Annotated in this window: 16 protein-coding genes; 2 read left to right on the plus strand and 14 right to left on the minus strand. The window is 50.9% G+C overall.

Features of this window, described 5'->3' with window-relative positions:
• Positions 1-173: 173 nt before the first annotated feature.
• The 10 genes from LMG33818_RS03445 to LMG33818_RS03490 form a co-directional block, all read right to left on the minus strand.
• Positions 174-1,358, minus strand: coding sequence for an ATP phosphoribosyltransferase regulatory subunit (locus tag LMG33818_RS03445; RefSeq protein ID WP_442321946.1), 1,185 nt, complete (start codon positions 1,356-1,358; stop codon positions 174-176).
• Positions 1,359-2,216: 858 nt separating this feature from the next.
• Positions 2,217-3,110, minus strand: a complete 894-nt coding sequence (hflC, locus tag LMG33818_RS03450) for a protease modulator HflC (protein ID WP_442321947.1) — start codon at positions 3,108-3,110, stop codon at positions 2,217-2,219.
• A complete protein-coding gene (locus tag LMG33818_RS03455; RefSeq protein ID WP_442321948.1) occupies positions 3,107-4,834 on the minus strand; it encodes an SPFH domain-containing protein in 1,728 nt (575 codons plus the stop codon). The genes hflC and LMG33818_RS03455 overlap by 4 nt, the downstream gene beginning before the upstream one ends.
• Positions 4,835-4,934: 100 nt before the next feature.
• The gene (gene hflX / locus LMG33818_RS03460) at positions 4,935-6,242 is read right to left on the minus strand and encodes a ribosome rescue GTPase HflX (protein ID WP_442321949.1); all 1,308 of its coding nucleotides are present in this window, start codon (positions 6,240-6,242) and stop codon (positions 4,935-4,937) included.
• Between the two features lie 166 nt (positions 6,243-6,408).
• Entirely contained in the window at positions 6,409-6,654 is a 246-nt protein-coding gene (gene hfq / locus LMG33818_RS03465; protein WP_442321950.1) for an RNA chaperone Hfq, read from the minus strand.
• Positions 6,655-7,560: 906 nt separating this feature from the next.
• Positions 7,561-8,502, minus strand: a complete 942-nt coding sequence (gene miaA / locus LMG33818_RS03470) for a tRNA (adenosine(37)-N6)-dimethylallyltransferase MiaA (protein WP_442322178.1) — start codon at positions 8,500-8,502, stop codon at positions 7,561-7,563.
• A 199-nt stretch (positions 8,503-8,701) separates the two neighbouring features.
• A complete protein-coding gene (gene mutL, locus LMG33818_RS03475) occupies positions 8,702-10,858 on the minus strand; it encodes a DNA mismatch repair endonuclease MutL (RefSeq protein ID WP_442321951.1) in 2,157 nt (718 codons plus the stop codon).
• Between the two features lie 282 nt (positions 10,859-11,140).
• Positions 11,141-12,679, minus strand: coding sequence for an N-acetylmuramoyl-L-alanine amidase (locus LMG33818_RS03480; protein WP_442321952.1), 1,539 nt, complete (start codon positions 12,677-12,679; stop codon positions 11,141-11,143).
• A complete protein-coding gene (tsaE, locus tag LMG33818_RS03485; protein ID WP_442321953.1) occupies positions 12,679-13,224 on the minus strand; it encodes a tRNA (adenosine(37)-N6)-threonylcarbamoyltransferase complex ATPase subunit type 1 TsaE in 546 nt (181 codons plus the stop codon). Before tsaE ends, LMG33818_RS03480 begins: the two co-directional genes overlap by 1 nt.
• A gap of 53 nt (positions 13,225-13,277) precedes the next feature.
• Complete coding sequence (locus LMG33818_RS03490) at positions 13,278-14,975, minus strand: NAD(P)H-hydrate dehydratase (protein WP_442321954.1); 1,698 nt, start codon at positions 14,973-14,975, stop codon at positions 13,278-13,280.
• A gap of 657 nt (positions 14,976-15,632) precedes the next feature.
• Between LMG33818_RS03490 and queG the strand changes: the two genes are divergently transcribed.
• Complete coding sequence (queG, locus tag LMG33818_RS03495) at positions 15,633-16,742, plus strand: tRNA epoxyqueuosine(34) reductase QueG (RefSeq protein WP_442321955.1); 1,110 nt, start codon at positions 15,633-15,635, stop codon at positions 16,740-16,742.
• 200 nt (positions 16,743-16,942) lie between these two features.
• Here queG and cobF read toward each other — a convergent pair whose 3' ends face one another.
• From cobF to LMG33818_RS03515, 4 genes are all read right to left on the minus strand, one after another.
• Positions 16,943-17,701, minus strand: coding sequence for a precorrin-6A synthase (deacetylating) (gene cobF, locus LMG33818_RS03500; protein WP_442321956.1), 759 nt, complete (start codon positions 17,699-17,701; stop codon positions 16,943-16,945).
• Positions 17,702-17,930: 229 nt separating this feature from the next.
• The gene (locus tag LMG33818_RS03505) at positions 17,931-18,860 is read right to left on the minus strand and encodes a phosphotransferase (protein ID WP_442321957.1); all 930 of its coding nucleotides are present in this window, start codon (positions 18,858-18,860) and stop codon (positions 17,931-17,933) included.
• A 33-nt stretch (positions 18,861-18,893) separates the two neighbouring features.
• Positions 18,894-19,913 carry a phosphotransferase family protein gene (locus LMG33818_RS03510; protein ID WP_442321958.1) on the minus strand — a complete coding sequence of 340 codons (1,020 nt, stop codon included), beginning with the start codon at positions 19,911-19,913 and terminating at the stop codon, positions 18,894-18,896.
• A 57-nt stretch (positions 19,914-19,970) separates the two neighbouring features.
• Positions 19,971-21,413: an amidase family protein gene (locus tag LMG33818_RS03515; RefSeq protein ID WP_442321959.1), complete on the minus strand. Its 1,443-nt coding sequence runs from the start codon at positions 21,411-21,413 to the stop codon at positions 19,971-19,973.
• Between the two features lie 244 nt (positions 21,414-21,657).
• Here LMG33818_RS03515 and LMG33818_RS03520 point away from each other — a divergent pair, with 244 nt between their 5' ends.
• Entirely contained in the window at positions 21,658-22,680 is a 1,023-nt protein-coding gene (locus LMG33818_RS03520) for an NAD(P)H-quinone oxidoreductase (RefSeq protein WP_442321960.1), read from the plus strand.
• Positions 22,681-22,707: the final 27 nt, after the last annotated feature.

The following is a 22,707-nucleotide window of genomic DNA, read 5'->3' on the forward strand; positions in this document are numbered from 1 at the left end:
GTGGCCCTGGATTACCCGCAAGCCACTTTTCTAGAGGATTGATTCATACAGCCAATCGATCCGGACTGGACGCACACATCCTCACTGCGTTGCCCGCTTCATCCCTATCGCCACATGAGCGCTCCCGGCTCAGGGATTCTTTGGCTCAGGAACTGGGGAAACGCAAGCACCCTCTAGTCGAGTGACTCAACCTGCCACTCGCCCTCTTTCTGTATCAATTGTCGATCACATTGGTGATCGCGAGGCCCTGTCGTCTGACCGGGCAAGAGCTGGATGACACGCTCACCCTGATCACGAAGCGCTTTGATGGCACTATCCAAAGCAGCATTCCCGGCGGGCTCCGCTACCCAGATGGCTGGTTTGACGGACGCTTTTTCTTCCAGACCAGCGAGCAGTTTCAGCTCCAGTGTACAACCCGTAGCAGGGCGTGAACGACCAAAATCCTTGCCGGTGTAGTCATAACGCCCCCCCTTGGCTAGTGCTTGACCATAACCGGACACATACGCGGCAAAAACTATTCCCGTGTGATACTCATAGCCACGCAGCTCAGCCAAATCGAAGTACAGCGTTACCTGTGGATACTCGTCATTGATCCGTCGGGCCAGATAATCAAGCTGGTCCAACTGCTGGGAGATCTCATCAGGTAGATTCGGGAAAGCATCACGCGCTTCCTGAAGTACATTGATGTCACCATGAAGGTGTGGCAGGCGAGAAAGGATATTCGCTACGTCTGGATCAATACCCGACTGCGCAAGTAACTCATCTATCTCGCTGTAGGCTTTACGCTCTATGGCCTCAAACAACGCCCGCTCATCAGAGGTATTCAAATGAGCCTGTTCGATCAGTACACGATAGATACCGATATGACCAAAAGCGAAGTGGACATCTTTCGCCCCGGCAAGGTGAAGGCTTTCCAGTGCCAGACGCACAATCTCAAGGTCCGCATCAATACCGCTATGGCCATATACTTCCAACCCGACCTGCATCGGGTTACGCCCCCCCTGATATTGGTCAGCTGTAGAACGCAAGGCATTAACGCAATAGCAAAGACGTGAAGGACCTGCACCGTGAAGTGAATGCGCATCCATACGGGCAATCTGCGGTGTAGCATCCGCAGAAATCCCCAAAGTACGTCCACTCAATGGATCCGTCAGTTTAAATGTCTGAAGCTCCAGATCCCCTCCAACACCTGTCAGTAGGGAATCCAGAAATTCGACCGGGGGAGGAACAACCAGCTCATATCCCCAGCGGTAATAAAGATCCAGCAAGGCTCTGCGAAGAAACTCGACGCGCGCCGCTTGAGGCGGCAACACTTCATCAATGCCATCAGGCAGTAGCCAACGATCGGCCATGGTCATGTCTGAAAATCCTAATAGACACCCGTGAACGGATACGGTGTGTGTTTAATAGCCAACATGTGGCTATAACTTCCATAACAGTTATATCTATAACGACTGTATCTTTAACTACGATAGTGTTAACTACTATAGTGTTAACTACTATAGTGTTAACTACTATGTCTTCAAGTACGCCGATTGCGGCGATATTGACAACGCCTATACCGACTCTGAAGACGATACAAACGATAGCCCATATAACGTCAACCACCACGTGAGTATCGAATTACGATACTTATCCCGCCTTTAGCAGTTGAAGGCCAACGCTGAAATCCTGCAACACATACCGTTGGAGTACTCACAGTCAAGAGTACCTGCAACGAAAGGAAAAGGATCACACGCAGCCAGAATTCGTTGGCGCAATGAAGTACTATTTTGTACAAAGAGCCATTTGCAACGGCCAAAAGATATTTTCATTCGCCCACAAAAAAACCGGGTCGCCCCAGTTTGACGTATTCTACCATGCTCAAGTGGATGTAACATAGCCTACTCAATACACTGTGCCAAAGCGCAATTTTATGCGTTCTTCAGGGATTTATACCGCCCCTGAATCTTCGTTCGTGTCATATACACGGCCACTTGGCACTTTTGACTAGCCAACTAGCCAACTAGCCAACTAGCCAACGAGTTTGCTTGCTCACTTTTTGATGCAAACCCTGGTAGCTGAATATCAACACGTTAGCGCGATAAGTATGGTGATATCACAATGCTCAGGCTACGCATGTTAAATCTACGAAAGGTCGACAAACAAGTTGCCCTACCAAATCAATCCAAGTGCACCTTTACTGATATTCAGGGTGCACTTGGAAGGTTCCGTACTCAATGCGGTGTTGAATTCCCCAAACCGTTGGGATTCATCAAATATTGGAAGAAACTGCTTGAGGGTCCAAGCACCATCACAGAGTGATTGTCTGCAAAACTTTTCTTATAGGCCTGCAATGAACCGTAGAACCGGAAGAACTCTGGATTTTGTTGGTAGGCTGAAGCATAAATCGCCGCAGCCCTGGCATCACCACTGGCACGGAGTTCATCAGCCTGCTGTTGTGCATTCGCCAGGGTGACCTGCCGCTCAAGATCCGCAGAAGAGCGAATGCTACGCGCTTCTTCCTTGGCCTGTGAACGATACTGGCGAGCTTCGGCTATCCGCGCATCGTTCATTCGCTGATAAATGGCATCACTCACCTGACTGGACACACCCACATGTTCAACCTGAATGTCCAACAGTGAAATACCCACTTCTCTTACCAGACGATCATTCAACTGATGCATCGTATCTGATAGAGCGTTCTGGAAATGTCCACGAACAATCCCGGCGACTGTTTCATTATTGAATACATCACGGAGACGATCGTTCACCATCGAACTCATCAATGACTCGGCTCGTGTCTGATTGCCATTGGTGACATTGAAAAGCCGGTTCGGATCAGCTATACGCCACTTTATGTTGGAGTCAATCTCCAACACATTGCCATCAGAGGTCTCGTAGGTGTTGCCATTGTTCTCCATGGTTTGAACACGACCATCGAATAACCTGACGGTATTGATAACAGGCCACTTCACGTGCAAACCGGGTGCAATATTGTTTTCAACCACCTTGCCAAAACGTAATTCGACGGCTTTCTGTGTTTCGCTAACAACAAAGAAACAGGCACTGGCAATCCAGGCAACGATAGCAAGAATGGCAATGATGACCAGAGATCTATTGTTGATCATGAGTGCTCTCCTTGCGCAGAACCATTTGAGCTACTCGGATTTGATTGGGTACCCGAAGAGACGGCATTGGATGAGCTCTCACCGGTTGAAGAACCGTTATCCGAGGCGTCATTATCGGATGCCGCATCGCTCGAATTGCCACCACTTGAATCATCCGATGACTGCGAAGGCGTGTCATCGCTGCCGCTCGCTGGCCCATTGTCGCTTCCGCTATCACTGTCGCTACCCACATTGACATAGCCGGAATCGTCATTGCCTTCCGCGGCAGCATTACTTGTACCAGCAGCACCATTCGAACTATTGGAAGTATCAGACGGAGCCGTATCAGTATTGGAGGAAGCAGCATCAGAGTCACTGTTCCCGTTAACAGAGTTGGCTTGTTGCTCCGAGCTACCCTTATGGTCGCCAGTATTGCCCTGATTTACAGAACCGTTGCCTTGTAATGATGCCAGCCCAATCAACTGATCAAGAGGCAAATTAACGATAGAATGCCCGTGAGGATCAAGCGATACGAATGCTTTGGGATGGTCGTGATAAATTTCACTCATCGTATCCAGATACAAGCGTTCGCGGGTCACTTCGGGAGCAACCTTATAGGCCTGGAGCTGCGCGAGAAACTGGGCTGTCTCCCCATGCGCACGAGCCACCACTGTATTCTGATACACTTTGGCCATATCGATAATCTGCTGAGCCTGCCCGTTGGCCAAAGGCTGCATGGTATTACCATAGGCACGTGCATTTTCAATAGCTTGCTGACGTTCCTGCCGTGCTTCTGCAACATCTTGGGCACTTTCCTGAACATCAGAAGGCAAAGAAATGCGCTCAATATTTACTGATTGAATGGTCAATCCCGCATTATAGCGATCAAGCGAAGCCTGTAGCTCTTTTTTAACCAATGGTGCGAGAGCCTCACGCCCATTGAGAAGAGAGTCAGACACCAGAGGCGTTGCACTAATCAGTGGCAGTCCATCAGCTCCGACGCTCCCTTTCCTGACTGCACTATTGGCAGCAGACGCCTGTTTGAAGCGACTGACTTCAGAGGCAGGAGACAAGACATTCACCAAACCGCTGTCGCCAACGGCATGATTCAATGAGGCATTCAACGCATCACGTAACGTCTGTTCCGGATCATGGACATTAAAGACGTAATGACGTGCATCTCCAATCTGATATTGCACAACCACACGTACATCAATCAGGTTGTTATCCGCCGTCAGCAGGCGCGTGTTATCTGCATAATTTCTAATCGCAGCGACATTGACAAGATTGATGCGGTCAACCAATGTAGGATTCCAGTGCAAGCCCGGTTCATTGGTTTCAAGATACTTGCCCAACCGTTGAACAACAGCCTCCTGCGATTGACCTACAGAATAAAAACCGGACCCGGCCCAGACAACCACTGCGGCCACGACGGCACCCGCAGGTATCCACAATGAATTCCGCGGGGGTTGTGAGGAAGGAGACGAAGGCTTGCCCTTGAGGTTATCAAGCAGCTGCTGCCCCGCCTTCTTGAGCTTACGGATAGTCTCATCAAAATCCGCATTGCCACCCTTCTGCTGCCCGCCCGGTTTCCGTTCCTTGCCCCAGGGGTCGGAGGGTTTAGGGTCGGATGAGCCCTTGGCGCGTTCATCATCCTTTGGATCGCTATCCTTGCGATCACTGTCATTACCGCTTCCCCATGGGTCGCGGCCTTTATTGCCATTACCTGGCTCATTCCAGGCCATACTTCAGTCTCCGGCTTCAGGGGGTGCTGAAAAGCAAATCATGACACAGCCATCATGCAAAATCATGGCCGTGTATCACTAACATCATGAAACACCAACATCAGAACTCATCGGCAAATTCAGAAGCGGGAAGATAATCCCGAGGGTCTTCATCCGCTTTGGAAAGCAATCGTAGCAATTCATGTCGAGGTAGACGAATATCCAGACACGTATTACCTTCCTCGTCGTAGGATTCGTGTTCGACTGCCCCTGCTTCATGCAATTGCGCTCTTAACCACCCTTTCCTGGGTGGAAGCCGCAGCGACAGTTCAATCACGTTTTCAGCCAGCAATTCACCCAATGCCTCATTCAAAAGCTCAAGGCCTACTTTCTGCTGGGCGGAGAGCCAAACACACACTGGGCGACCTGTTGGATCACGCTCAAGACGCGGCTGGGCATCCAGAAGGTCAATCTTGTTCATTACCAACAAGCGGGGAACAGTCTCAGCGCCGATTTCAGCAAGTACAGAGTCCACCTGCGCAATATTGAGTTCCCGCTCAGGATCAGCACAATCAATCACATGCACCAGCAAATCCGCCTCGGCGGCCTCTTCAAGCGTGGCCTTGAAGGCCTGTACCAGCTTGTGTGGCAGGTGACGGATAAAGCCCACCGTATCCGCCAGCACCACTGTTCCCGCATCCTTGACATCAAGACGCCGCAGGGTTGGGTCCAGCGTGGCGAAAAGCTGGTTGGCTGCATACACCTCGGATTCGGTCAATGCATTGAAAAGAGTGGACTTGCCCGCATTGGTATACCCCACCAGTGACACGGATGAGATATCGGCACGCGCACGGGCACGTCTGTTTTGTTCTCGTTGCGTACGTACTTTCTCCAGCCGCTTGTTGATCTGGCGAATGCGCGCACGCAGCAGGCGGCGGTCGGTTTCGAGCTGGGTTTCCCCCGGGCCACGAAGACCGATCCCCCCTTTCTGACGTTCAAGGTGAGTCCAACCCCGCACCAGTCGGGTTGACATATACTCCAACTGCGCCAGTTCAACCTGAAGCTTACCTTCATGCGTACGGGCGCGTTGAGCGAAGATATCCAGTATGAGCCCTGTTCTATCCAATACACGGCACTGAAGCTCACGCTCAATGTTACGTTCCTGTGAAGGTTTCAGCGCATGGTTGAAAATCACCAGTTCTGCATCATGTACCTTCAATGCTTCGCGGATTTCATCCAGCTTGCCTTCCCCTACAAACAGACGCGCATCAGGATAGCGCCTACTTCCCTCAATAAGAGCAGCAGGAAGCGCGCCCGCCGAGCGAGCCAATTCGAGGAGCTCACCGGGATCCTCGGCTTCCCGTCCATCCTGAAAATCAATATGTACCAGAATGGCTGTTTCACCTGTATCGGGTCGTTCGAAGAACAATCAGTACCTCACCTTTTTAATTATCGGAAATCACCTGCTTCGACATAGTGTGTCGTAATAGTGTGTCGTACCAAGGGCAGATCATTGACCATGGTAACCAACAATAATGATGATCAATAACGTTGAAGATCAACCATAATGGTCAGCGACACACTACATCCGAGGATTATTCCTGCTCGTCAGTACCTGCTTCAGGAGAAGGCAAGCGCACGTTACGAGAAGGAACTACCGTAGAAATAGCATGTTTGTATACCATCTGACTAACGGTATTACGCAGCAGAATAACGAATTGGTCGAAAGATTCGATCTGGCCCTGCAGCTTGATACCATTGACCAGAAAGATGGAAACCGGAATCCGCTCTTTACGCAAAACATTCAGGTAGGGATCTTGTAATGACTGTCCTTTAGACATGGACGTTCTCCAAAATAAATAAGCTACTTGTTTTATTGGGACCCTTCGAATGGGCGTTTCGGTAAGCGCCAGAAACGTTGACCAGTCATTGCAGAGTCCTTCTTTTACACTTCTTTCATGTTGCATAGCCCAACTGTAACTCTCTGACTATGCAAGGCATTCAAGGGGCCTAATCATGAATTTCAGCGTTTTGCCAGTCGGCAATACGCCATTTGGCAACTCACAATCCAACATATTCCCCCTAAACAGATCACCCCTGATAGCACGACATCCAACCATGCACTATAGGGTCCCATGGTTAAGAGAGTCCTATGGCCTAGAGAGTCTCAAGGGCTACAGGCTCACAAACAGTGCTCTTCTACCATAGGTTATCTTGCCCAGGCATCTTGAGCCGCCACAAGGAAGGCTCTGATAAAGATATAAGCCTCGGCAGGGAGAACTAATGTAGCCGATTGTTTCTCCCTTTGAATACCGCCTTCTATAAATCTCACACCCATCATAAGTCAAGATTAAGCAAATAAACTGTAGATCATCCTGACACTCAGGATATTATTCATTACACGTACATGAATAATATCCATTTTCATGGATCAAATTCAGGCTAAAAGGCACGTGTGGATTCGACTTTGTGCCCGTGCATGAACTCACCGCTTCTACAGGCTGACTCATGTATCAATACATTAGTATTATTACATTCCGTATCAGCGCATTCCCATCCTGTTTTTTAGCCGTGCTGTTTAATGGCCACACGCGTGTCAAGCCATAAAGATAGGCCAGACAAGCCACAACACTGACATTTTGGACGAGTAGAGGGAACCAGGCTCGCAAACAAGGGTAATCAGGGATCGCTGTCATCGACTTAGAACGGTCATTTGCAAATTCGTTCGCAAAAAATATCAGTCTACGCTAACTGATGCCTTTACGCACAAATTTCAAGAGCTGGTCGTTAATTGTGTCATCAGGAATATTAAAAACATGTAGATCAGGCCAACGCCTGAGCCAGGTCAACTGGCGCTTTGCAAGCTGGCGTGTAGCAATAATCCCCTGATCTCTAAAGGTATCGTAGTTACATTTCCCTTCAAGATAACGCCAGGCCTGACGATACCCGACACTCTTGATGGACGGAAGCTCATCAGAAAGGTCGCCCCGCTCGAAAAGCGTGCGAACCTCCTCCACAAATCCCTGATCCAGCATGGCATCAAAGCGCTGGGCTATCCGCTGGTGTAACAGACTACGTTCCTCAGGAATCAATGCCATCTGCAAGACGCGCCAACCAAAGGGTTCGCGCTGTTGTTGCTGCCAATGGGATGTCAGGGAACGCCCTGTCTGCCGATAGACTTCAAGAGCCCGTAATAACCGCTGCGGATCATTTGGGTGAATACGCTCGGCAGAGGCAGGATCTACGCGTTTCAATTCATCATGCAGCGCCTGCAAACCATACATATCGGCCTCCGATTGCAAGGCAGCCCGCAGTTCAGGCTGACTTGAGGGCAGTCCATCATTTCCCTCCAACAGAGTCTTGAAATAGAGCATGGTACCCCCCACAAGCAGGGGTACATTACCGCGCGCCGTAATCTCCTGCATTTTTTTCAACGCGTCATCCCGGAAATCGGCGGCTGAATAAGGCGTTTCAGGCTCACGAATATCAATCAACGCATGAGGTGCCCGCGCCAATTCGTCAGCATCAGGCTTGGCAGTGCCAATATCCATGCCACGGTAAACCATGGCGGAATCCACACTGATGATTTCACACCCAAGCGCTTGATGAAGCGTAATGGCAGCCTCTGTCTTGCCCGAAGCAGTCGGGCCCATCAGGAAGAGTGCCGGGGGACGAGAATCATGACTCATTGATCGAAAAGCATGATCACCATATTGCTCATTCACAAATACACTCTTTCCTCTTTATAAATCCACATAAACCCGCAGATGCCCGCCATATAGACGCATTTGCTTGTCGCTACATTGTCGTTTGCCAAAACGCTTTCTTATCCGTGTATTCCTGCGAGCGTACCTGGGTATGACAGACGTTTTTCCTGAATGACAAATCTTACTGCCCGCGCAGGAATAAGCGATCAAGATCACGCATACTCAATTCAGTCCAGGTAGGCCGACCATGATTGCATTGCCCACTGCGTTCGGTCACTTCCATACTCCGCAGCAAGGCATTCATCTCTTCAATGGTTAATCGGCGATTTGCACGCACACTCCCGTGACACGCCATGGTGGAGAGGATCTCGTCGATTCGCCCGCTTAATGCATCGCTTTGCCCATAGTGGCCAATATCTTCGAGCATCTGTCGAATCAGCGGCTCAACGTTCTCCTGCCCCTTGGGACGCATCAATACCGTCGGGATTTGCCGCACCAGCAATGTTTCCGGGCCAGCAGCATCCACTTCTACCCCCAGTCGTGAGAAACATGCACTTTCCTCTTGTGCCAGCTCCACTTCAGCCTGAGATGCCGAAATGGACACAGGCACCAATAAGGGCTGAGCCTCAACGCCACCTTCCCCAAACTGATTTTTCAAGCGTTCATAAGTGATGCGCTCATGAGCCGCATGCATATCCACTATCACCATACCGTTGGCAGTTTGGGAAAGGATATACACGCCATGTAATTGCGCCACAGCATACCCCAAAGGAGGGACATCATTATGCGCATACTGTTCGGCATGTTTCTCTACAGGGACAGAATAAGATGGGTGCTGAGAGCCTAATGCTGCCCTCTCGTCATCTGACGAGGGCACCTTTTGTCCATCTGCGCCTTCCTGCGAAATTGGACGGTCCTCGTAATGCGTCTGCCTATTGCCCAACAAGGCGGCTTCCTGTGCCTGTGGATGAAGTGCACGATAACCGTCAAGGAACGCACGGACGCGGTCTTTACCCGGCGCCGATTGTCCACGATAGGGATCACCTCCAGCGTAGTTACCCTGATGGACCGACGTTGAGTGTGATGCCTTTTCATCGCCCTCTGGCGCATAATGCCGATGCGGTTGGGCAAGTTGCATACTCTGCTGCGACCACTGCGGCTGATTCGCGCCAGAGAGCACCTCACCGGTTTTGGGGTCTACCTGAAAATCATCACTCGAACCACCTGATTTTAAAGAGGAAGACTCTGAAGTTGTGCCTTCGTCGTCTCTCGATTCACCCGCAGCACCAGCGCGCGTTTCGGACAATGTCCGGTGCAGGCTGCTGAATAGAAAATCATGTACCAAGCGGGAATCACGGAAGCGGACTTCGTGTTTGGTGGGATGCACATTGACATCCACTACATGTGGATCAAGTTCCAGATACAGAACGAAAACCGGCTGCCGCCCGTGGAACAGCACATCGCGATAGGCCTGTTTGACTGCATGCGCTACCAGTCGATCACGAATCACCCGCCCATTCACGAAAAAATACTGTTGATCAGCCTGGGAACGGTTATAAGTGGGCAAACCAACCCAACCCCATAACCGCAGCCCTGTAGCCTGTACATCAACTTCAATGGATTTTTCAATCAGCCCATTGCCTAACAATGCGCCTACTCGGGCACGTTGTTCAGGCATGGTGTGTGCGGCTTTAAGTTGATGAATGACCTTATGGTTATGGCGTAACGTCCAGGCAATTTCGTAGCGAGAGAGCGCCAAACGGCGGAAAGTTTCCTCCAGATGACCAAATTCTGTCTTTTCGGTACGCAGGAACTTTCGCCGTGCCGGCGTATTGAAGAAGAGATCCCGTACTGTCACGGTTGTGCCACGTGGGTGAGGAGCAGGCGATACACGCGAATTCATGTCGCGCCCCTCAGCGACCACACGCCATCCATGAGTGGGATCATCCGTAATATTGGAAAAAAGCTCAAGCCGTGCGACTGAGCTGATAGATGCGAGTGCCTCGCCCCTAAACCCCAGACTCGCGACACCTTCAAGGTCGTCCAAAGAGCCAATCTTGCTGGTGGCGTGGCGCGATAGCGCCAGGGGTAAATCGTTTTCACCAATTCCCTTGCCGTTGTCGCGCACCTGAATCAAACGCGCTCCACCGGATTCAATTTCGACATCGATGCGCGTTGCATGCGCATCAATCGCATTTTCGACAATCTCTTTCAATACTGAGGAAGGTCGCTCAACCACTTCGCCGGCAGCAATCTGGTTGGCCAGGCGCGGAGGCAGAATATGAATCTGATGCTCGGTTGAAGAGTCGCTCAGGTGGGTATCATTCATTTTCGTCATAACGCCTGATCCTCCTCAATCCGGTTATCTTTGTGCATTGGACCGGTTCCATACAATACGGGATATATCACAATCGGCGGTTCGCTCACTACATGTTCACAGGCAAAGAGGCAAAGAGGCAAAGCAACGATAACAATGCCAGTGATGACTTTCGTGTGCTTTTACGTTGAGCAACAGCCTTTGAGCTACAAACCTTGCACTATAAATCACGAATCTATAAACCTTGAACCTATAAATCCTGAGCTGTAGCCGGTATACACGCCTTGCCACTCCACACCAGGCTCAGGGAATGGTCAGGATTTCATTTACATGGAGTGTGCTCTGCGCTGTCATATGGTTGACCTTACGCAAATTCGCTAATGCAACATGTTGCGTCTGAGCGATGCTCTCCATCGAATCCCCCGCTTTTACACGGTACTGGTTTGTCGCCAGATGTTCCCCTTCCTGCCGGGCCAGATAGGTTCCGGGCGGTGGATGCTGATGGAAATAATGAATAATTCCCCCTTCGATCGCTTGAGCCAAACGCTCCTGGTGTGCCGCCGTCTTCAGCATAGCCTCTTCTGTCGGATTGGTGATATAGCCTGTTTCCACCAATAGCGAGGGAATATCCGGTGATTTGAGCACCACAAACCCGGCCTGATCCACACGGCCTGTATGAAGTTGGCTGATTTTACTTACCTGACGAATGACCTGGTGCCCTGCGGCCAGGGAGGCATTAATAGTGGCAGTCATGCTCAAGTCCAACAGCATGCCGCGCAGCATTTTATCCTTGTCGGTCAGATTCAGCTCCGTATCATCCCCACCCATCAGGTCGGCACTATTTTCCGACTGAGCCAGCCAACGTGCTGTTTCCGATGTTGCGCCATGTTCCGACAACGCATAAACCGAAACACCCCGTGCTTCTCGAGAGCTTGCAGCATCCACGTGAATGGACACAAAGAAGTCAGCATGATCCTTGCGTGCGATCTCGGTACGGCCACGCAGAGGAATAAAATAGTCACCATCACGCGTCAATTTGGCTGTAAAGCCCGGCGTCTTGTTAAAGAGCGCCTGAACTCGACGGGCAATGGGTAACGTCAGATTTTTCTCATGCGTACCATCGGGCCCTGTTGTCCCCGGATCCTTGCCCCCATGCCCGGGGTCAATCACAACCACAATATTACGCCCACGCCCCTGATTGGCACTGGGGCTAACCGCTTGGGCTACCTGCGGCGATGCCGGGGGTGTCTGTGCCTGACGCTGCGCGTTATTTGCCTGCTGGCGCGCGATGAGGGATGCAATTGGGTCAGTATGTTTAGGAGCATTGCTTGACTGAGCCAACGCAGCAGCCGCCACGGCATCATCATTCACGCGTTGTCCATTCCCCTGCTGCATATCTACCACTAACCGACTTCCGGTATGCCCCGGCGCGGGCCCCAAGGGGAACTGGCTATAAACCACAGGGCTATTCAGATCGAGCACGACACGCAAGTCGTGGCCTTTCTGTATACCGTAACGTACATCCTTGATCAGCGGCTCATTGTTCATGGACTTTCTGAAATTGGCTTCCGCGCTGGTAGAAGAGAAATCCACTACTAATCGCATCGGATTCGAAAGCGTAAAGACCTGATAATCCACATCATGATCAAGATCAAATACAACCCTCGTGGTACCACTTTGACTCCAGGTACGTATATGCTGAAGTTCAACTGCGAAAGCGGCATGCCACCCCTGCAAAAGAAAAAGAGCAAAACAGAGCAGAATACGCACATGGCTCGCACGCATATAACTCATACCCACATCGCAAAAGGCAAGAGCCGAGGATAAAACTGATTTTTTCACTAAAGCTCCATTGCCTCACGTTCAAGGAAATTCAATGCCTGTATACCGCGGTCCGTACAGGCGTTTACGCGAGCTGTTCGCCCTGTGTCGGCGTGAGCAAGCTGCACGATCAGATCCGGTAAGGGTAACCATCCCTCCCCCATCGACGGCCATTCCACCAGGTGCAATGCCTGATCGGAAAAGAGATCACGTCCCCCGATAAATTCAAGCTCTTCCGGGTCTCCCAAACGGTACAGATCGTAATGAAACACCTTGTGCCGCTCCAGGTCATAGGGCTCAAGCAAGGTATAGGTGGGGCTTTTTACCGCCCCTTCATATCCCATTGAGTGAAGAACACCGCGGGAAAGCGTTGTTTTTCCAGCCCCCAGATCACCGACAAGAAACATCAACCCTCTATAGTCCAGCGCTTTTGCCAATTGCCCACCCATAGCGACTTGAGCAGCCTCATCAGCAAGTTCGAAATTCAGCGTATGACGTTGGGCTTGAGCGGTTAATATTCGCTCGACAAAGGCATCGCTCACTGTATCAGAGGCAGTATCACGCATAGGATTCGTCTAGAGATTTCCTTTCCTGAAGAATGTAGGGTGCAGACCAGGACTCATCGGCCTGACAAATTAACCAGATAATGTGCAAATGATGCCAGATCCGAGGCGGCAAGGCCACGTTCTCCTGCATGATGGGCAGCCAAATCCGCTGAAAGGGCGTGAACCAGTACACCCAGACGGGCCGCCTCCACAGGGGGCAACCCTTGGGTCAATAAACCTGCAATCATACCACCCAAAACGTCACCCATCCCACCCGACGCCATACCGGGATTACCATAAGGACAGAGACAGGTGGCGGATTCATCCAATCCGTTGACAATCAACGTGCCATTGCCTTTAAGCACAATCACCCCGCCGAAGCGCTGCCACAAGGCGCGGCCTGCAGCCAAACGATCGGCTTGAACTTCAGCCGCCGTAATTCCCAACAACATGGCAGCTTCACCCGGATGGGGAGTAAGCACCCAGTTGTCACGTTTCATTTCAGGATATTGAGCGTGTAACAAATGCAGCGCATCGGCATCCATAACGGTTGGTTTTTCAGCCTCCAGCACAGCTTTCAACAAACCTTGCCCCCACGCCTCCTGCCCCAACCCCGGGCCGATAGCGATTGCACGAGCCTGCGCCACTAAATCAGCCAGTTCCAAACCACTCTGAACACCACGCACCATCAATTCAGGGCAACGTGTTAGCGCAGGAGCTATGTGTACCGGATCGGTCGCCAGACTTACAAGTCCAGCCCCGACACGTACAGCGCTTTCACTCAGCATGATACAGGAACCACCATAGCCCTGACGGCCGCCAACCACTAACAGGTGACCAGTATGTCCTTTATGCGACGTGGGCAATCTCGGCGGCAGGCCAGTCTCCAACATACAGGGTGACAGAAGCTTGGCCACTGCCGATTTGGCGCACATTATCTCCTCGGGTACGCCGAGATTATCCAGATAGCGCTGCCCACAATAATCTGCCGAAAGCCCCGTATAAAGCCCCACCTTCCGACCGATAAAAGAGAGTGTGGCAGATGCTTCAACCGCCAACGCTACCGCACCGGTATCGGTATTTATGCCAGAGGGAATATCGAGCGCCAATACAGGAAGATCCTGCGTATTTATCCATTCAACAGCAGCCCCATATTCGCCACTGGGTGCCCCTGTAATGCCGGTTCCCAATAAAGCATCGACGATCAGATCAACCGTCTCGATAACTGGCGGCGTTTCAAACCCGATCGATACCTCAACCCCTGCCTTACGAGCCATCTGATAGGCTTCAGCGGCCTCATTCTTCAAATGTTCAGGGGCTTTCATAGCCACGGCCGTGACATCGAGTCCAGCCATGCGAGCCAGCGCTGCGACGACATAACCATCCCCACCGTTGTTACCACCGCCACAGAAAATCAAAAGATGCCGACTATGCGGCCAAAGCGATTGAATGAGCGAAAAGGCCGATGCGCCTGCCCGCTGCATCAAGGAAAAACCTGACATGCCGGATGCAATCGCTGCCTGATCCAACTCCCGTGATTGTTCAGCCGTATACAGCCATAATGGCATCGCTAAAGGAGTCTGAGAAATATCCACCTCAGCGGACAATCCAGAAATTTCCTCACGCACTCGCTGTTTGGACGATACGTAAGTTGCTGCCACTGAGGGAGCCACAGGCTCTGTTTGCAATATGCCGTTTTTAGACATCCCATTGTTCAATGCTCCGTTTTTCAACGCTCCCTTGGAAAAACGGCTATGACGCGGATAACTCATATTCAGGCCTTATCGGTAAAAACTGCTGACAAATAAAAACAACCGATTCTCATGCGAAGGGCAAACCTATCGCGTTCTCGGTTTGGTCGCACTCAATCCTGTTGAACATTGTGCTTTGGCGGGAGTACAGAGCATTTCTTACACAAGCTGAATTTCTTCATTACACATGATAGAAACATTCATCCTACAGCTACACAAGCCACCGAGTCATTTCGAACAACTTGTTTTATATAGGAGTGAACAGAATCAGAATCCCTGAATACATAAAGATTTAGAAGCAAAAAGTTTATAAGCACTTGTCACCATGACATCACACATTGCAAGAGCTGCAATATCGATCAAAAGCTCACCTTGCACTCAAACTGACTGAAGAAGGTATACTAAACGCTGGAGCAGGAGCTGATTTCATTCACCAAGGCTCGTATCACTTACTCGACCTGAATTAATGATTACCGATACGGAACTTCCATCTCAGATGCATCGATTGGACTGCCATTTCACTCATTCAGTTCAATAGGTATCATTCCCTCTTCAGCGACGAAGGTAATGGCTTACAAGTCAGTATTTGGCCCAAGGCAACAGGCTGCATCTACATCCATACAGTTTACATCCATATAATTTACATACATACAACTGACCTCAATACGTTGTCTGACCATGACACCAACAGAAACACCCTTACATGCTGATCAACCGGATCTCTCTGCCTTGAAGGAGAAGATCATGATATGGGGCCGTGAATTGGGCTTTCAGCAATTGGCCGTAGCCGATATTGATCTTGGAGAGCATCGTGAGCATCTACAGTCATGGCTCGATAAAGGCATGCAGGGTGAGATGCAGTATATGGCGGAACATGGCAGCAAACGGTGGAAACCGGAAGAACTGGTGCCCGGAACGCGAAGAGTTATTACCGCGCGCATGGATTATCTTCCTCCAGAGGTCGAAACAACCAAAGTGCTCGGCCAGCCTGAACGCGCCTATATCTCGCGTTATGCTCTAGGGCGTGATTACCACAAGCTAATTCGAAAGCGGCTGACAACCCTCGCCAAGCGGATCGAACAGGAAGTCGGCGAAACAGGTTATCGCGCCTTCGTCGACTCCGCCCCGGTACTGGAACGCGCGCTGGCCCAACGCAGTGGCCTGGGCTGGTTCGGCAAGAATTCCATGTTGCTCAATCCTAAGGCCGGTTCACTCTTCTTTCTGGGTGAAATTTTCACTGATATCCCGCTACCGATAGATGAACCATTTGAAAGCGAACACTGCGGAAAATGTAACCGTTGCCAAACGGCCTGTCCGACCGGCGCCATCGTGGACGATAAAGTCGTCGATGCACGGCGCTGTATTTCCTATCTGACTATTGAGCTGAAAGGGAGTATTCCAGTCGAATTTCGCCGAGCAATGGGCAATAGAGTGTACGGGTGTGATGACTGCCAGTTGGTCTGCCCCTTCACGCGTTTCACTCGCGTCAGCAAAGAGGCAGATTTCGCGCCTCGGCATGCGTTGGATCGAGCCCGCATCGTTGATCTTTTCCTATGGGACGAAGCGACCTTCCTGCGCAATACCGAAGGCAGTGCCATCCGTCGTATCGGCCATGAACGCTGGCTGCGCAATCTGGCGGTAGGTCTGGGCAATCAGCCGTATTCGGCTGAGGTGATTACGGCGTTGGAAGAACGGCTGTCCTACCCCAGTGAGATGGTGAAAGAACATGTCCAATGGGCGCTGGCTGAACAGGAAAAACGCAAGGCAGAACTGATTGCCCAAGAGTAAGCGCTAGTACGTACTTTCCCTCTCTGTACTTATGAAATCCATACCCATAAAACTCATATCCATAACACCTTATCCTTAACAACTTATCCATAACATCTATATCTATACGGACGGCACGACGGCACGACATCATTTAACCGATTGTACCGCCAGTATCCAAGGCATGGCATGGTTGTAAGTTTCAGGCGCGCTTACTCACATCAGGAGCGTTTACGTTGCAATGCATAGGTATCCATTATCCACCCTCGTTCATCACGCAATGCCTGACGTTTCTGACGAATAGTAGGCGCTACTTCTGTCAAAGGTCCTTCTATCAATACCTCTTCGGGCAAACCAAGGTATGCGCCCCATTGAATCCATACTCCCTTTTCCTCTATCTGTCCGAAACTACACTCACCATCCAACATAACGAAAATCTCGTTCAGGTCAGCTGGAAAGCCTTCATCACGCAGCCTTCGCCCAGTAGTAATAAAGACGGGTGCATTCAGCCGGTTCATGGGACGTTGAAAACGTGCACACAACAACTGAATACAGGACACGCCGGGGATCACAGATACCGCTAACGGCAAGGTATTACGCGCCTGAAGCTCGTGGGCCATCCGCAGCGCGCTGTCATAGAGGGAAGGATCCCCCCATACCAACAGCCCAGCGACACCATCGTCAGGCAGATGTTCCAGGAGTGCGTGTTCAAGACGATCAACACGCTCCCGGTGCCATCGTTTCACGTTTTCCAGATAATCACCCTTACTGGCACGCTCAGGGTCCTGCACGTAATGCCGTATCAGCGCCTGCTTGCCGTATTGCGTCAATAAATGCTGTCGAATCACACTTAAATCGTGTGTTTCGGGGCGCTTTTCCAATATCAGCACCACATCCAATTGTTTTAATGCATCCACAGCTTCCAACGTGAGCTGCCTTGGATCACCTGCCCCAATACCAATCAATTTCAACTGACGCATACGAAGTTCTCCACAGCCATCTCAAGCACACAAGTGTGCGGACTGTCCGTATGCGTTTTTACTGTTTTATCCACGTTTTGCTCTCTGTGTTTACACTGGTTAGGAACAGGCGTTGAGTCAGAACAGGACCTGATTCAGATAGCAAGTATTGATTCGGGAAGAAGACAACATATGTCCAGAAGATATCGATACGGGAAGGCGTCAGACACTGTAAGCATGGCCTTATCCCCTATAGCCGTGACAACCACCCCTCCCACCGGTCATCTTCAAAAAGAGCGCGGGCACGGGCAAATTTCCAAATACCATACTTCTGATAGTCAAAATCCCAGGAGGTACGCTGGCGTTGCTGGACCGCCCAGCATCCCCATTTGAAATCAGCCACTGCCCGCGCTACCTGAACACGTGCAAACAACGCGTCCCGGTACACGCCATAGTACGCTTCGATCAATGCCTGACTATGCATTTCATCCACAAAAACTTCGCCCAAAAACACACCCAGTTCATAGGCCCTTTCGTTGTTGGAGGCAAACTCGTAATCCACCATTTTCATATCAAGCAAGCGATGATCCTGATCGCTCAGATATACCATGAAGTTGCCCGGCATGGGATCATTATGACAGGGAGCAAGATCAAGGCCAGAGGCCATGAAAGCGGCTTTGGCCTGTTCATATTTAGAAAGGAGGAAATCAAAGGCGGCCGGTAATATGGGCCTCAAGCCGTTACTTTGCACCAAATGTTCATCTGTCATCGCAAAGATATGCTTGGTATTGCGTAACGGGGGGGACGTATTAAAACGTCGGTACCACTCTACGGCGGCAGAGAGAAAATCATCCCGCAGAAAATCGACAGAACGTGAAGGACGATACCCCTCCAGATACACGCTGATTTCGATACCTGTCTCGCGATCCTGCTGCACAAGGTGTGGTGCCAAGTCCAACATTTCAGCCCGACGTTGTGCCTCAGCCGATGCTTCGCGGTCAATAAAGGCTTCAGAGCCTACGGCGAATTGCTTCACGAAATAAGCCTTCTGACCATTGAAAAGTTTCCAGTTCTGATTGCTCAAACCACCCACTACCGGAGTGATTAACCACTCCTGAGAGCACGCCCAGCGAGGAAGTTTTTCTTTCAATGCTTGAAGCGCATTAACACCGTTTTTCATCGCAAGCCCCAGTCTTGATATATCCCTGATCCTTTAACGTACGCAAGACAAACGCTGCTTCCATGGCGCCTGCAAAGTCTGCTGAGCACGAAAAAAACGCCAACCGGCATACTTTGCAAATTCGAGAGATGAATGCGGCGAATAAGCCGACCTGAGTGAGGCAATCAGCCCCCAACGCAGGTTATCCAGTACACCATAAAGCCATGACCGCTGATATTCCCCTTCATCAAAATAACCGAGCCATTGCTCAAACCCTTCACGCGCCCCGTCTTCATGTTCAAAGGCTTCAAACAGAAACAGCCCTACATCCTCGAATCGGTCTGAACGTGCCGCACTGTCGTAATCCAGTAAACGAATGATACCTGTAGCATGCACCATGAGATTCGAGACATCCGATTCACGATGCACCGGACATTCATCGCGCCCCAGAGTATGAATAACACGCTGCGCCGATTGTACAAACGTCATCCACTCGGGTAACTGCACGGGATAATAAATTCCCGCTTTATCCGGTGATTCACTGGACATATAGGCGTGTGACAACCGCGCGGCCAACCCGATTACTTCTTCAAAGGGGTCCACACGGGGCAATGCTCTGTGCTGTTCCCAACGAGCATGTTGAAAAAGTTGTTTGGCAGCAATCACAGCGGCACGGAATGTCTCGCTCGCCATATCCTGCAAACCGGCCACCCGCCAGTCCTTCCCAAGATATTCCATGACAAAATGATCGGCAGAAGATGAATCACAAAGACGCTCATACACCGAAGGCAGTTTGGGACCAATACCCCATTGGCTGGCATGGGCGGCAGCAACCACGCTATTGGAAGGCTCAATATAGAAAGAAGTTTCTGGATGCCACGACTTGAGCAACAATGAATGTCCGGCGCGTTCTCCCACCCATATATCTGCATCCACGCCCCGCCAACCGGGTGACGCACAAGGTTGGAAGGGCCTTGTAACCTGTTCCGCAGGGCCACCCAATGCATCGGACAGCCACTGCATCACCTTTTTCTCATGGTTATCGGTACACAATGTCCTTTTCTCTAACGTCATGATTATCGTTTTGTTTTCGATGACTGATGAGCGACCGGGAGAGGCTTCATTCAACCATTATGTGTTCCGAGCAGTTGGAGTGAGCGGCCATTGCCGATGAATACGCCCCTCTTGCCGCAACCGCTGTTCTATTCGTACAGCCAACCGTATCAGGCCAATATCATGAAAGCGCCGCCCTACCAATTGCATACCTATCGGTAGCCCTTGATGATCGAATCCCGCATGAATCGCCACTGCCGGGTGCCCGGACTGATTAAAGGGGGCAGTGAAGCCACAGTGCCCCAGCGGAAGACTCGTATTTGGGCCCAACTGGTCAGCCGGAAAATTAACCCATGGCATCACCGGTGTCAGTAGCACATCGACATTTTCGAAAAGTGCGGAGGTAAAGGCCACTCCCTCCTCAATCCCCTGCTGATGCTGCTGAACAGTCTTGACATCCCAGTTCCTGGCAGGCATGAACCACTCAGCCAATGCAAAGGGAATACCTTCACGCGTTTGAGAATCAGCATGCAAATATTCCTGCCAGGCCCTCAGTTTGAACGTATTATCAATGGCTTCCCAAAGGGTATCCGGATATTCCGCCTGACCCTGGATGACCTTGTGCCCTTCATCACGCAACAGTTGGGCAATATATTCAAGCAGGTGATGTATCTCAGGTTGAAGTGGAGCCTCTTCATCAAGGCCGGCCCGACGCTTCATTGCAGAGCCAAAAGTGTCGAACACAGCGATGCGCTGAGGTGCCGTTGAAATCGCCGCCTCTTCGATGAACGGTACCGAAAAACGGTCCCGAGGATGCGTGCCGGACAGCAGCCTGAGCGCAGGTTCCAAATCCGCGGCATAGCGCGTGATAGGGCCCGCAGAGCGCACTGTAGAAGAAGGGCTATGAGCGATCATTCCCTGCGTGGGCTTAAGGGCTGCCAATCCACAATGCGATGCAGGCAACCTGACAGAGCCTGCAATATCAGAACCGACTGCCATCCACCCCACGCCTGCGGCCAATGAGGCACCACCGCCCGCACTGGATCCTCCGGGGCTGAACGCCGTATTCCATGGGTTACGCGTAATACCGAAAAAAGAGCTGACGCCCGACGCACTCATGCCAAAATCAGGCATGGTTCCTTTGGCTACAACAACAGCGCCAGCAGCCTTCAATCGTTCCACAGGCGGTGCATCGTGTTGTGAAAGGACACCTTCACCGTGGGCTACGGAGCCATGATGCCAATGACTGCCGATTGCGTGAATCGAATCCTTGATTGTCACAGGCACACCATCCCAGGGTCCAAGCGCTTGCCCTGAATGCCAACGCTGGGTCGCCCGTTCGGCCTCGTAAAGTGCGTCCTCATAGCGAATATCATAAAGCGCATTGATCACCGGATTGACTTCATCAATATGCTGCAGCGTCTTGCCAACCACTTCACTGGGTGTCAATTGCCGAGTCCGGTATGCCTCTATTAATGCACTCAACGGCATCATTGCCAGACTTTCCATATCAGCAGACATATCCACCTTTCCATATCAGAACCGAAGGCACCCTCTCCATATCAGAACCGAACGCACCATCAATGTAATAGTGTTGAAAAACCTATTATCCAATGAGTCGGTAGAGCTGATCCAGCTTTGATTTTATTTCTTGCTCATATTTCACCGGCGTCTGGTGATCCTGAAGGAGACAACCTTGAAATAGCCATTGGAACGTCATAGCCTGATTCCATACTGAATTTACAAGGCCACCCCGATGTCACCAATGTCCACCATTTCTCAAAAAACACATATACCTGCCACCATGCAAGCCGTGGTATATCAAGCCGCTGGCGGGCCAGAGGTTATCGCACTGGAAGATCGCCCTACGCCTGTACCTTTGGAAAACGAAGTATTGGTCAAGGTAGCGGCAGCCGGTATCAATCGTCCGGATGTCATGCAGCGCGAAGGCAAATATCCGCCACCCAGCGGTGCCTCGGATATCCCCGGCCTGGAAATAGCCGGTGAAGTTGTTGCAATAGGTGATCAGGTGCGCCGTTTCAGCCTGGGGGACAAGATCTGTGGTCTGGTCGCTGGTGGTGGGTACGCACAATATTGTGTCGTGCATGAAGATAATGCGCTCTTTGTACCGGAAGGCCTTAGCCTGCAGGAAGCCGCGGCCCTTCCGGAGACCTTCATGACGGTCTGGACCAATCTATTTGAAGACGGCAAGTTGAGCGATCAGGATCGCGTCCTGATACATGGCGGAAGCTCGGGAATTGGCACTACTGCCATTCAGTTAGCAAAGGCTTTTCAGGCAAAGCAGATCCTGGTCACGGTAGGGAATGAAGCAAAAGCAGAGGCGTGTCGTTCACTGGGCGCGGATATTGCCATTAATTATCGTGAAGAGGACTTCGTCTCTGCCGTGAAAGAGAACACGCAAGGGCATGGGGCCGATCTGATACTGGATATGATCGGAGGCGATTACGTCACTAAAAACTATCAGGCAGCGGCCAAATTCGGGCGCATTATTCAAATCGCGACACAACAAGGCAATCCGCACGAGGTAGAAGTCTTCCGACTGATGCTAAAACGTCTGACACACACGGGTTCTACATTGAGATCGCGTAGTGTAGAAGAGAAAGCCCTTATTGTGAGAGCACTGGAAAAGGACGTGTGGCCGAAAATCAGTCACGGCGAAATAAAGCCGTATATTCATGCGACCTTTTCCTACAAGGACGCCCCAAAAGCACACCAATTGATGGATTCAAGCCAACATATCGGCAAAATCGTACTCACGTTTGATTAATATCGTACAACAGGGATTTTCTGATTA

The sequence above is a fragment of the Cernens ardua genome (assembly GCF_051251085.1).
GTDB lineage: Bacteria > Pseudomonadota > Gammaproteobacteria > Pseudomonadales > Halomonadaceae > Cernens > Cernens ardua.